The 12,666-nt window shown below is 41.5% G+C and carries 11 protein-coding genes and 1 pseudogene; 6 read left to right on the top strand and 6 right to left on the bottom strand.

Features of this window, described 5'->3' with window-relative positions:
* Window positions 1-35: 35 nt before the first annotated feature.
* Together VCM39_RS05035 and VCM39_RS05030 are read right to left on the bottom strand one after the other, a co-directional pair.
* A pseudogene (locus tag VCM39_RS05035) lies at window positions 36-455 on the bottom strand (caspase family protein); the annotation flags it as partial.
* A gap of 262 nt (window positions 456-717) precedes the next feature.
* On the bottom strand, window positions 718-2,151 hold the full coding sequence (locus VCM39_RS05030; protein ID WP_322933118.1) for a CCA tRNA nucleotidyltransferase: 1,434 nt from the start codon (window positions 2,149-2,151) through the stop codon (window positions 718-720).
* A 154-nt stretch (window positions 2,152-2,305) separates the two neighbouring features.
* Here VCM39_RS05030 and VCM39_RS05025 point away from each other — a divergent pair, with 154 nt between their 5' ends.
* Together VCM39_RS05025 and VCM39_RS05020 are read left to right on the top strand one after the other, a co-directional pair.
* A complete protein-coding gene (locus tag VCM39_RS05025) occupies window positions 2,306-3,154 on the top strand; it encodes a hypothetical protein (RefSeq protein WP_221649605.1) in 849 nt (282 codons plus the stop codon).
* Window positions 3,155-3,333: 179 nt separating this feature from the next.
* Window positions 3,334-3,846, top strand: a complete 513-nt coding sequence (locus VCM39_RS05020; protein ID WP_289293084.1) for a TlpA family protein disulfide reductase — start codon at window positions 3,334-3,336, stop codon at window positions 3,844-3,846.
* Between the two features lie 80 nt (window positions 3,847-3,926).
* Here VCM39_RS05020 and rpiA read toward each other — a convergent pair whose 3' ends face one another.
* The 4 genes from rpiA to VCM39_RS05000 form a co-directional block, all read right to left on the bottom strand.
* A complete protein-coding gene (gene rpiA, locus VCM39_RS05015) occupies window positions 3,927-4,634 on the bottom strand; it encodes a ribose 5-phosphate isomerase A (RefSeq protein ID WP_221649604.1) in 708 nt (235 codons plus the stop codon).
* A gap of 283 nt (window positions 4,635-4,917) precedes the next feature.
* Window positions 4,918-6,966, bottom strand: a complete 2,049-nt coding sequence (locus tag VCM39_RS05010; RefSeq protein ID WP_221649603.1) for a tetratricopeptide repeat protein — start codon at window positions 6,964-6,966, stop codon at window positions 4,918-4,920.
* Between the two features lies 1 nt (window position 6,967).
* A complete protein-coding gene (locus VCM39_RS05005; protein WP_322933119.1) occupies window positions 6,968-7,753 on the bottom strand; it encodes a Cof-type HAD-IIB family hydrolase in 786 nt (261 codons plus the stop codon).
* Between the two features lie 74 nt (window positions 7,754-7,827).
* On the bottom strand, window positions 7,828-8,265 hold the full coding sequence (locus VCM39_RS05000; protein WP_322933120.1) for a hypothetical protein: 438 nt from the start codon (window positions 8,263-8,265) through the stop codon (window positions 7,828-7,830).
* A 185-nt stretch (window positions 8,266-8,450) separates the two neighbouring features.
* Here VCM39_RS05000 and VCM39_RS04995 point away from each other — a divergent pair, with 185 nt between their 5' ends.
* From VCM39_RS04995 to VCM39_RS04980, 4 genes are all read left to right on the top strand, one after another.
* Window positions 8,451-9,620 carry a PatB family C-S lyase gene (locus VCM39_RS04995; protein WP_322933121.1) on the top strand — a complete coding sequence of 390 codons (1,170 nt, stop codon included), beginning with the start codon at window positions 8,451-8,453 and terminating at the stop codon, window positions 9,618-9,620.
* A gap of 36 nt (window positions 9,621-9,656) precedes the next feature.
* Window positions 9,657-10,889, top strand: coding sequence for a PLP-dependent transferase (locus VCM39_RS04990; RefSeq protein WP_322933122.1), 1,233 nt, complete (start codon window positions 9,657-9,659; stop codon window positions 10,887-10,889).
* A gap of 500 nt (window positions 10,890-11,389) precedes the next feature.
* Window positions 11,390-12,328, top strand: coding sequence for an SPFH domain-containing protein (locus VCM39_RS04985; RefSeq protein WP_289293096.1), 939 nt, complete (start codon window positions 11,390-11,392; stop codon window positions 12,326-12,328).
* A gap of 134 nt (window positions 12,329-12,462) precedes the next feature.
* Window positions 12,463-12,666 (top strand): Arc family DNA-binding protein, encoded by a 204-nt coding sequence (locus VCM39_RS04980; protein WP_221649597.1) that lies wholly within the window; start codon window positions 12,463-12,465, stop codon window positions 12,664-12,666.

Raw genomic sequence — 12,666 nt, 5'->3', positions numbered from 1 at the left:
CTAATCACTTATCACTACTCACTACTCACTAATCACTACTCCTCCATCTGAGTTTCCAGCCTCAAACTCTCCCACTCCGTCCATGTAGGAGAAACCATGCACTGCGGTTCCTGTATTTTACCAATCATAGCAGTTGCTTTCTTCACGGCAGTACTGGTTTTCTCAAAGAGTTCTTTCATTGAAAGGTTTCCTTTTGCATCCTTAATCGTTTTAATCAGGAAGTAAGTATAATAGCCTTGCTTTTTATCGTGATAAACACTTGAGGTCTGATCACCACTACTTGAAGAGAAACTCAAAGTATTACCCTGAGGCAATCCTACTTTCGGCACTACGCGTACTCCTTTCTGTGCAAGCAGCGGGGTAGCACTCTTATAGCCACCACTGAAACAAGCATCGAGAAATACGTATGCACCTTTCACCGGATACGCAGCCAGTTCTTTATATGCTTCATTCAAAAAAGCAGAACGCGTAGATTCTATTACTGCCAGTATCACTGCCACAGAATCCTCATCGAAACGTTTATTCACGAGAATGAATACAGTTTTATTTGAAAATAAAACAGAAAAGAAAAAAGAATAACATCAGAAACAAATAAAAAGACAAGATCTGTCACGGTTTTCCGTCACAGCACAATATTTTATAAAAATGACACACATACAAAAAGTACCGGTTGCATTTCACTTAATTACAACCGGTACTTTCTCTGAATCCCTATTTTTACTTTATTGGTTTAAGTCCCATTTTTTCTGCTTTCTTGAGCATTAACTCACGGGCAGCCTCATATTCATTAGGGATAACACCATCTAAAATTGCATCCTTTATAGCACTTTTTAACGAACCAATCTCCTTACAGGGAGAAAGTCCGAATATTTCCATAATCTCCTCACCGCTTACCGGAGGCTGAAAATTACGAATACGATCTTTCTCTTCCAGATCTTTAAGTTTCTGACGTACTAAACTAAAATTATTCAGGAAACGTTGTTTACGCTCCATATTTTTAGAAGTGATATCAGCTTCACACAAAGTCATCAAATCATCAATGTCATTTCCCGCCTCAAAAAGCAGACGACGCACGGCAGAATCCGTCACAACGTCATCGGCAATCACAATAGGACGCATATGCAGACTTACCATTTTCTGCACATATTTCATCTTTTCGTTCATGGGCAATTTCATATTCCGAAAGATGGTAGGAATCATCTTTTCGCCAATGAAATTATGGTTATGGAAAGTCCATCCGATTTTGGGCTCCCACCGTTTGGTAGTAGGTTTGGCAATATCATGCAACAAAGCTGCCCAGCGAAGCCAGAGGTTGTCCGTTTTCTTACTGATATTGTCGAGTACTTCGAGCGTATGATAAAAATTATCTTTGTGTGCACGTCCATTCCGTGTTTCTACCCCTTGCAACGCTGCCAATTCAGGGAAAATAAGCGGCAATAATCCACTCCGCTCCAGATCGATAAAACCTTTGGAAGGTACAGGAGAAAGAATGATCTTGTTCAGCTCGTCTGCAATCCGTTCACGCGAAATAATCTCAATCCGTTCACAATTGCGACACAACGATTCAAAAGTATTATCATCAATGTAGAAGCCAAGTTGGGTAGCAAAACGGATACAACGCATCATTCGCAAAGGATCGTCACTAAATGTTATATCCGGATCAAGCGGAGTGCGTATAGTCTTTTCTTTCAGATCATTAATTCCTCCAAACGGATCGACTAACTCGCCAAACCGCGCTTTATTCAGACAAACGGCAAGCGCATTGATCGTAAAATCACGACGATTCTGATCATCTTCCAATGTACCGTCTTCCACAATGGGCTTTCGCGAATCACGCTGATAAGATTCTTTGCGGGCACCCACAAACTCCACTTCAATGCCGTGATACTTCACCTGCGCAGTACCAAAATTCTTGAAAAGTGCAACATGAGCGCCTTTACCCAAGCGTTTGCCCAATGCTTGCGCCATCTCAATGCCACTTCCCACCACTACTACATCTATATCTTTGGAAGGGCGTTCCAGAAAAATATCACGGACGTATCCGCCCACCACATAACACTCTAATCCGAGTGCATCGGCTGTTTCTGAAATCTGACCGAATATCTTATCGTTAAATTGCTGTTTCAGTTCTTCCTGAGTCAACTCTATCATAATTGGTATTTAGAAGTTAGAATTTTGTAGCCGGAATTGAATTCCAACTGCCAACTACTACTTTTGGAGTGCAAAGGTACAACTTTTCATCCTTCACGCTACGCTCTTCACACTAAATTTGTATTTTTGTCATTCATAACTAAAGAACAACAAAATGAAGAAACTGATTGTAGGACTATGTGCCACGCTTGTATTAGCCTCTTGCGGTAACGATGCAGAAAAAAAAGCCAATGAAAGGCTAATTACAGCCCGTATAGCCTTTGAGCAAGGAGATTATAACGAAGCCAAATTGCAGATAGACAGTATCAAAATACTCTATCCCAAAGCTTTCGATGCACGAAGAGAAGGCATAAGCCTGATGCAGCAGATAGAATTGAAAGAACAACAGCAAAGCCTGGTTTATCTGGACAGTATTTTGCAAACAAAGCAGAAAGAATTTGAATCGATTAAAAACAAATATGTGCTGGAGAAGGATGCAGAATACCAACAAACGGGTAACTACTTCTGGCCTACCCAAACAGTAGAGAAGAATCTACACCGCTCCTTCCTGCGATTTCAGGTGAATGAACAAGGAGTGATGACTATGACCTCTATTTATTGCGGCGGAAGTAACCTTCATCATTTTGCAGTGAAAGTAATAGCTCCTGATGGCAGCTTTGCCGAAACCCCTGCATCTAAAGATAGTTATGAAACAACTGATCTGGGGGAAAAGATAGAAAAAGCCGATTATAAAATGGGGGCAGACGGCAATGTAATGGGATTCCTCTACCTGAACCGGGACAAAAATATCAAAGTAGAATACATTGGAGACCGCAAATATACTACTACCATGACCCCTGCCGACAGACAAGCACTTGCCGGTATTTATGAATTATCACAACTATTGTCGTCCATCGGGCAAATAAAGAAAGAACAGGAAGAAGCTAACCTGAAAATACAATTTGTAACAAAGAAAATAGAACAGAAACAACAGAAGGAAGCGACTGAAAAAGAAACCAAATAAGTAACAAAGAAAGTACGTATTTAATACTGTGTTAAATACGTACTTTATATAGATAAAAGTACGTACTTTGGTATGTATGAAGTACGTACTTTTGCAAAGTAAAAACAGGATCATTTAATTTATCGTTAGCAATGTTAATTTCAATACCCTATACTAAAAGTACAATTGCGTCAGCCTTCATGAGATTGGCATTGTTAATTTCACTCCTGTTCATATTCGGAAGGTGTATTCAGGAAGATCCGGATGTATTTTCATTGAAACCGGGAGATGCCTTACCGGAGTTCTCGGTAGAGGATAATGATGGAAATATTGTATCAACAGCCACACTGCGTGGTAAGGTATGCCTGATTGCATTCGTCAATACCGGATGCCCCGATTGCCGGAAAGAGCTACCGGAGATAGAAAGTGCTTATCAGCAATTCAAAGATAATGAAGTTGTCCGTTTCGTAATTATAAGCAGATCTCAGGGATACGAAAGTCTGACAGAATACTGGACTAATAACCAGCTTACAATCCCCTACTCCGCCCAGGAGGATGATGCTGTTTTCAAGAAGTTCGCTTCACAGAATATACCTCGCATTTATATTGCCTCTCCCCAGGGGATTATTGTTTTCACTTCCGATGACTCTTCCAATGTTGTTGCAGAAACAATCAGTACACAAATAAATAACCTTATCAAAGTTCCGGAATAATCCGGAAATAACCTGGAACGCAAATGGCCACATTTTTTTATCGCTTGGCGTACCTCCCCGTGCGGGAAGCACCCTAATTCTTATTTTTGTTTAGCGACTAATACTTCTATATCATATCCTATAAAAAGCCCGCTTTCAATCACCCCTGTGATATTCTTTATCTCTTTTTCTAAGGACTCACCAATTTCCCCAAACCAGGTATCAAGAATAAAATTTCCATTCTCGGTCAGTATGGGGCCATCTTTTCCTTTAGCCATGCGCAAGGTAATCTTTGAAGCTCCAAGTTCTTTCAACTGATTTTCTACATACACCATCGCAGTAGGAAAGACTTCAACGGGAACAGGAAACTTACTACCCAGCCGGGAAACAAACTTACTATCGTCCACAACAATAAAAACCCGGTCACTGCTTTTTATCAATAGTTTTTCTTTAAATAACGCTCCTCCTCTTCCTTTAATAAGATTGCGGGAGGGATCTACCTCGTCGGCACCATCAAAAGCCCAGTCCGGATGTTTCTCCCAAAGAGTTGTCTGTGGAATCCCCAATTGTGTACAGGTCATTGAAATCTCTATCGAAGCAGGAATCACCTCAACATGAAGCTGTTCTTTCCGGATTCTTTCGGCTATGGCAAAAAGAGTAAGATAGACAGTGGAACCGGAACCTGCACCAATTACTTCACCGTCTTTCACCTGTGCAGCCAGCTGGTGTGCCACCTGCTCCTTACCTTCCCTGTTAATTATATCATCGGACCACTGCAAGCCGGTAATCAAGTTATTCCTCCATTCCATAAGCATGTATTTTGTTTATTATCATACAGTTTTGAATGTATTTCACCACAGAGTAACACGGAGTTCCACAGAGTTTAAATCTTTATTGAAACGCAGATGAACGCAGATTTTCACAAAGGGAAACAAATGTATGATAAAGAACTACAGTCTTTTAATCTGCGTTAATCTGTATTAATCCGCGTTTTATCAGATAAATACTACTCAGTGCTACTCTGTGGTGAGTTTCGCTCATTTCTTTTCAAATTTAAATAAAACTGAAACAAGTTTATCTATAAATAACAAATTAAATATCCCTTTTGTTATTATCGCCTGGCGTACTTCCCCGTGCGGAAAGCGCTTTCTTTAATTCTTCGGCAATACGCCATTGAAGAGCTGCTTCTGCTTCTTTGCCTGCTTTCAACAGAGCATCTCCAAAGAGTTCATGCGCTTTGGGGTGTTCAGGTTTCAATGAAGTTGCCTTATCAAGATCGGCAATGGCTCCTTCCGTATTCTCGGATTTCAGACGGAGCTTCCCACGGTTATAAAAAGCCTTGAAGCTGGCAGGACTGATGCGTATAGCCGTAGTAAAACATGTTTCGGCATCAAAATATTCCTTATTGTTAAATAAGGTGATGCCTTTACGAATCCAGGCATCTATGTAGTCAGGATAGAGTTCCAGTGCTTTGTCATAATTTGCAAGGGCAGCACGGGCATCGTGTGCCTGCGTGATGCATTCATTACCCATAAGTAAATATTCACGGGCATACTTCTTGAGATATTCCTGCTGTGCACGCATCTGCTCTTTCAGTTGCCGGTTCTGTTCGCGTAATGTATTTATTACTTCCAGTTTCCGACGGATCAGTCGGCGGGGAACCGGTTTTTCAATGTCATAGCGTGAATGAATGGCACGGAAGAATTGTTCCAGACACTCCTCCATATCTCCACGGTCGAAAGCACGGGCAGCAGCTACATATTGTACATCTGCCTGCGCTTGTTTCAACGCTTTGTCTATAGCCTGCCGGTTATTGAAACGCTGGGCAAAATTCACAATCTCTTGTCGTACAAAGACATCCGCCCGGTTAATCGGCTTTTTAAGTTGAATGCCCTCCAGCGATGTACAACGGCTTAATGCCACATATGCCTGTCCTCCGGCAAAGACTCCCCCGGTAAAATCGATAACCACACGGCTGAATGTCAGTCCCTGACTTTTGTGCACAGTGATAGCCCATGCCAGGCGAATGGGATATTGGGTGAAAGTTCCCAAAACTTCCTCTTCAATCTCCTTTTTTTCTTCATTATAGCGATAACGGATATTTCTCCAGGAATCCAGTTTTACATCACATTCCTTTCCATCATCTGTTATTACATAAATAGTTCCGTCGTCATCGTCAATACCTGCTATGGTACCGATAGTACCATTTACCCAACGGCGGTCATAGTCATTCTTGATAAATATAATCTGTGCACCCGGCTTCAGCACCAGGTCTTTAGAAGTGGGCAAACTACTTTCCGGAAAGTCCCCCTCTATTTCACCTTCAAAAGTTACCGGATCACCGGGAAGTTCGGCCAGCTTTTTATCATTGATATAGTCCACATTATCCCTTCGTGTGGCGAGAGTGATGTACATATCTTCTTCACTCTCTTCTATCTGTGTGCCATATCGGGTATTAAGTAGTTGTAAATCGGCTGCTCCGACAGTATTATTGCGTATATGGTCGAGTACACTGACAAAGACCGGATCACTCTGCCGATACACCTTCTGCAACTCAATTGAAACAAGGTCAATCTCACTAAACACACGTGCAGAGAAAAAATAGGGCGTGGGATAAAAACGATTCAGTATCTCCCGTTCATCGTTTTTCACCACAGGCTCCAACTGGAATACATCTCCTACAAGCAGTATTTGTTTCCCCCCGAAAGGTTCCCGTAAATTACGGGAATATACCCGCAGTATACGATCCACAGCATCAATAATATCTGCCCTCACCATCGAGATCTCATCAATGATCACCAGTTCTATCTGCTCAAGCAATTTCCGGTGTGGCTTTGTATATTTAAAGAATTCATGGATACGACCACGTTGAAGGCTCAGATTCGGATCGTCCGGCAGAATAGGATAAAAAGGAAGTTTGAAAAAACTGTGCATAGTACTTCCACCTGCATTAATGGCAGCAATACCGGTAGGAGCAAGCACTACATACTTCTTTTTTGTATTGGCACAGATATAGCGCAGAAACGTGGACTTACCCGTACCGGCCTTTCCTGTCAGAAAGACGGACTGGCGGGTATACTGGATAAGATTCAGGGCATCCTGAAACTCTTTATTGTTAGTATCTACTGTTGTTGCACCCACTCTAAATCACTCCGAAGTGTTTCAAAGCCTTTGCAATTCCATCTTCATCTACAGAAGCAGTTATATAATCAGCTGTCTGTTTTACATCATCTTTGGCATTTCCCATAGCGACACCAATAGCAGCATGGCGCAACATGCTGATATCATTGCCTCCATCACCGAATGACATAGTCTCTTCCAGTTTAAGACCAAAATGTGCAATCATCTCGTCGATGCCTTTTTGCTTTGTATTTCCTTTTGCCGTGATATCTGCAAAAGCCGGAAACCAACGTCCGGATTCGCTATTCGGAATCAACGATTGTATCTCCTTCTCTTCTTCTACGGTAATAAACGGAGTCATCTGGAAAATGTCCTCTTGTATGGCTTCTTTAAAAGTCTTCACCGGCATCTTGTTCACATGCAGGAAATCGTAAAATATCTGATGAACCAGTTCATTGGGCTGACAAACAGACAAGTTGTGCTCACTGACAAAAATGCAAGGATATCCTTTCTTCTCACAGATTTGTGCCAATGCCTGTACTTCACCGGGAAGAATAGCACTCTTATAAATAACTTCATCGCCCACAAAGCAATAAGCTCCGTTCATAGTGATGTAACCGTCTATCAATCCAATATCCTGAATGGCAGACAAATTGTTGATAATCGCTTTCGGACGTCCTGTAGCAATAAAAATTTTAATTCCTTTCTTGTGAGCAGCAATCAACGCCTCGATAGTAGAGGCTGGGATAGCGTGCGTATCAAAACTCACTAATGTACCGTCGATATCAAAAAACAGGGCTTTCGTCATAGTGTTCCTTTTTATGCTACAAAAGTACAAAAAAGAAGTAGAACGACTGCGGTTTTATTTAATCTTTACGAACATTAATGCTTATCGGGTAACGGCAAAATGACGCTATCATTTCCATCAACCATATATACATGGCATTCATCAGCAGAAACAATAAAGGCTTCTTCTATAACAACTTGTTCGTTCTTATAACCAAGAAACTTGATTTTTAAGGGCTTATTTTCCAATTCCTTCCAGTAATCATCGTTCATAACCGGATATTGCCCGCTATCTTTATAATACGCATCCATAATATAATGCGTATCGCCGCCAAATTCCATTTTTTGTCCGGTCTCTAAATTAATCGTTTCAAACTTATCCAAAACAACCGGAGTTCCATCGGTATAAACAGCACGAATATTGATTTGGCGGAGCTCACACGTACAAACAACACTCTCTTCTTCTTTATCATTATGGCATCCTGCAATAACAACAAGTCCCAATAAAAGGAGAATAACAGATATTTTTTTCATAGGATGAGATGTTTTTAGTTAGCATTCTTTATTAGAAAATGCATAATTATAGTAAATACTGCATATCCCCTACCACATTTGTGGTATTTTTTTCTTTCCGGGTTAATTTTCTTACTTCTGTTTTCATTATGCAACAGATGAATTGTACATTTGCAAGCATATTAGTACTAAAACAGAATATTAAGATGAAATATAATTTTGATGAAATAATAGACCGTCGTGGAACGGAATCCGTAAAGTGGGATGCCGTGAGCGAACGTTGGGGACGTAATGATCTGCTCCCTATGTGGGTAGCGGATATGGATTTTCGTACTCCACCATTCGTAATGGAAGCTTTGAGAAAACGGTTGGAACACGAAGTGCTGGGTTATACTTTTGCCTGCGAAGAGTGGTATACTTCCATTATCAATTGGTTGCAGAATCGCCATGGCTGGAAAGTTAAGCGTGAAGAACTGACTTTTATGCCGGGTATTGTCCGTGGGTTGGCATTCGCCATACAATGTTTCACAGAGAAGGGTGACAAAGTAATGGTGATGCCGCCTGTATACCATCCTTTTTTTCTGGTAACAGAGAAAAATAAACGTGAAGTGGTGTATAGTCCGTTGGTACTTCGCGACGGACAGTATTATATTGACTTTGACCGTTTCCGTAAAGACATACAGGGATGCAAGCTATTGATTCTTAGCAATCCGCACAACCCCGGAGGTCGTGTATGGACACGGGAAGAACTGGAACAGATAGCTGAAATATGCTATGAAAGCAAGACACTCGTCATCTCTGACGAAATTCATGCCGATCTGACCCTACCACCGTATCAGCATATCACTTTTGCACTTGTGTCAGAGAAAGCACGTCAAAATTCACTCGTGTTTATGTCTCCCAGCAAAGCATTTAATATGCCGGGACTGGCAAGCTCGTACTGCATCATTGAGAACAAAGAGATATGTCGCTGTTTTCAGGAATACATGGAGGCAAGCGAGCTTAGCGAAGGACACTTGTTCGCTTATCTTAGTGTAGCTGCCGCCTATAGTAACGGTACCGAATGGCTCGATCAGGTTCTTGCCTATATTCAGTCGAATATCGATTTCACTGATGCCTTTCTTAGCGAATATATTCCGGATATTAAAATGATTCGTCCACAGGCTTCTTACCTCGTTTTTCTTGATTGCAGAACGTTGGGACTGAATCAAAAAGAGTTGGTAGACCTTTTTGTGGACGGTGCACATCTTGCACTAAACGACGGAACTATGTTTGGTAAAGAAGGTGAAGGTTTCATGCGACTCAATGTAGCCTGCCCGCGCAGTGTGCTCAAAAAGGCATTAAAACAATTGAAAGAAGCATGTGACAACCGATAAACGATAATAAACAGAGAATTAATTACTAAAGACAAAATGAATAAAAACAGCTTTGAAGCGGAACTTCTGCATACTCCTTTTGATAAAGAAGATGCTTATCATTCACTCTCCATGCCGGTATATAATACCGCTGCTTATGAATTTGATACGGCGGAAGCTATGGAGGAAGCTTTTTGCGGACGTACGGCAGATCATGCATATTCGCGAATAACCAATCCCACCGTTCAATATTTTGAGAAACGTATTCAAACAATCACAGGTGCGCTGAGCGTCACAGCATTGAATTCCGGTATGGCGGCTATCAGCAATATCTTTTTCACATTGGCACAAGCAGGAGCCAACATTGTTACTTCCGCCCACCTTTTCGGTAATACTTATTCATTTTTTAAAAGTACGCTCGCTGCATTCGGAGTCGAAGTGCGCTTTTGTGACCTTACAAACCCCGAAGCTGTTCGTGCTCAGGTTGATGAAAACACCTGCGCCATCTTTCTTGAAGTTATCACCAATCCCCAGCTTGAAGTAGCCGATTTAAAAGTACTCTCCGGCATAGCACATCAGATGGGTGCTCCCTTGATAGCAGATACTACTGTTGTGCCGTTTCACATCTTTCATGCCAATGAATTCGGGGTAGATATCGAGATTGTGTCCAGTACCAAATACATTTCTGGCGGAGCCACCAGTCTGGGTGGTCTTATTCTCGATTATGGTACCTTCGACTGGAGTAATTCAAAGAAGCTTCGTTCCATGGCAGATCAGTTTGGTGCTTCTACCTTTACTGCGAAGTTACGTAAGGAAATCCACCGTAATTTAGGTGCTTACATGACTCCCCAGGTTGCTTATATGCAGACGTTAGGTATCGAAACAATGGAAGTACGCTATGCACGGCAGGCTGCCACTTGCCTACAGTTAGCACAACGCCTGCAAACCCTGCCTCAAGTGGAAGCGGTTAACTATACCGGCCTCGAATCCAATCCGTTCTATCAATTAAGTACGAAACAGTTTGGTGCTTATCCCGGTGCTATGCTTACATTTGACCTTGCATCACGCGAAGCCTGTTTCCGTTTTATGAATCGCTTGCAGCTCATTCGGCGGGCAACCAATTTATTTGATAATAAAACACTTGCTATTCATCCGGCCAGTACCATCTACGGTTCTTTCACCGAAGAACAACGGCAAAGTATGGATGTCAGTCCCAAAACGATCCGCCTCTCGGTTGGGCTTGAAAGTGCAGAAGACTTACTAACCGATATCAGCCAGGCATTGGCATAACCCTGCCTGAGAGATTCTACGGATTATATCGCTTTCCACAAACTAATATTTTGTTTCACTTATTGTGAGAAAATATTAGTCTGTGGAATTTTTATATACTAAATATAGAAGTCTGTTTCAAGTTTTATTCAAAGCTGATCCGAAATGAATCAGTTCACCACAGAGGACACGGAGGGCACAGAGATATTATTTTCTCTGATGAAACGCGGATGATCGCAGAACGCAGATTAAAAAACTGTAGTTCTTTATTTTATCGTTATTTCCCTTTGCGAGAATTTGCGTTCATCTGCGTTTCATTAAAAATTTAAACTCTGTGCCCTCTGCGACCTCTGTGGTGAAATACATTCAAAACCGTACAAAAACGAGTCAACTACGTTATTATAACCTCTCTTCATAAAAAACATTAATACATATAAGAATATCTTCCTTTTCCATCGCTTATATCAAAAAATAAATGATATATTTGTGATATCAAAATGATATCACTAAAATCACAACTTATGGAAACAAAAGAAACTCTTTTCACTGGTTTTAAGATGAATGGTTTTGCCATGCTGTTTATTATTGCTTTATTACTGGGAGTAAGTATTGCTTCGTTCTTTCTCATTGCTCGCCCCAATGGTTTCACTGTCACTGCAGGACTTTTGGGAATTATCATTTCCATGCTTTTTATACCTGGATTCAATCGCCTGGAACCAAACGAAGCCCGTACTATGGTTTTCTTCGGCAAATACAAAGGTACATTCAAAGAAACCGGTTTCTTTTGGATGAATCCCTTCCTGGATGCAAAAAAACTTTCTCTCCGCGCTCGTAACCTCGACATAGAACCTATCAAAGTAAATGATAAAATCGGAAACCCGATTCTTATCGGACTGGTACTCGTATGGAAATTAAAAGATACCTATAAAGCCATGTTTGAGATAGATTCTCAGACCATGGCCAACGTGGCAACCGGTAGTAATGCTGTAGCCAGTCGTATGAATGCCTTTGAGAATTTCGTGATGATACAGAGTGATGCCGCCCTCCGACAGGTAGCCGGACAATACGCCTATGACGATAGTGAATCCAACGTCGAAGAACTTACTCTACGCTCTGGGGGTGAAGAAATCAACGAACAACTGGAACAAAAACTCAACGAACGGCTCGCCATGGCAGGAATGGAAGTTGTTGAAGCCCGTATCAACTACCTTGCCTATGCTCCCGAAATTGCCGCAGTCATGCTACGCCGCCAACAAGCGTCAGCCATTATCAGTGCAAGAGAAAAGATAGTAGAAGGAGCTGTTTCTATGGTAAAAATGGCACTTCATAAACTTTCGGAGGAGGAAATTGTTGAACTGGATGAAGACAAGAAAGCAGCAATGGTGAGCAACCTGCTTGTTGTACTCTGCGCTGATGAGGCTGCCCAACCAGTAGTAAATACCGGAACATTGAATCATTAATCAGAATGAGTTTCGTGGCGAATATCACTAATGCTGCAAACAGAGTGTTTGAATAATAAAATAATAAATCTCTCTGCGCCTCATTATCAGACATTGATGATGGGGCGTAGGGCATAAAAACTGGAATAAGTACCGTGGCTAAAAAAGAATCTTCAACTAAAAGTTTCGTTCTGCGCGTAGACGCCGAAACAATGGATGCTATTGAAAAATGGGCAGCCGATGAGTTTCGTAGTACGAACGGCCAGCTTCAGTGGATCATCGCCGAAGCGTTGAAGAAAAGTGGGCGAATTAAAAAATCTAAGAATCCAAAACCGGAACAAGAAGAGGAAAACACATAA

Source organism: Bacteroides mucinivorans (assembly GCF_034654355.2).
GTDB lineage: Bacteria > Bacteroidota > Bacteroidia > Bacteroidales > Bacteroidaceae > Bacteroides > Bacteroides nordii.
Note: the sequence above shows the minus strand (reverse complement) of the source record. Positions and strands in the feature narration are given on the sequence as shown.

Coding starts and splice junctions, on each gene's coding strand:
- VCM39_RS05005 (WP_322933119.1), bottom strand. CDS start 7,753: ATGACGAAAGCCCTGTTTTTTGATATCGACGGTACATTAGTGAGTTTT.
- VCM39_RS04985 (WP_289293096.1), top strand. CDS start 11,390: ATGGAAACAAAAGAAACTCTTTTCACTGGTTTTAAGATGAATGGTTTT.
- VCM39_RS05000 (WP_322933120.1), bottom strand. CDS start 8,265: ATGAAAAAAATATCTGTTATTCTCCTTTTATTGGGACTTGTTGTTATT.
- VCM39_RS04990 (WP_322933122.1), top strand. CDS start 9,657: ATGAATAAAAACAGCTTTGAAGCGGAACTTCTGCATACTCCTTTTGAT.
- rpiA (WP_221649604.1), bottom strand. CDS start 4,634: ATGGAATGGAGGAATAACTTGATTACCGGCTTGCAGTGGTCCGATGAT.
- VCM39_RS05020 (WP_289293084.1), top strand. CDS start 3,334: ATGAGATTGGCATTGTTAATTTCACTCCTGTTCATATTCGGAAGGTGT.
- VCM39_RS05025 (WP_221649605.1), top strand. CDS start 2,306: ATGAAGAAACTGATTGTAGGACTATGTGCCACGCTTGTATTAGCCTCT.
- VCM39_RS05030 (WP_322933118.1), bottom strand. CDS start 2,151: ATGATAGAGTTGACTCAGGAAGAACTGAAACAGCAATTTAACGATAAG.
- VCM39_RS04995 (WP_322933121.1), top strand. CDS start 8,451: ATGAAATATAATTTTGATGAAATAATAGACCGTCGTGGAACGGAATCC.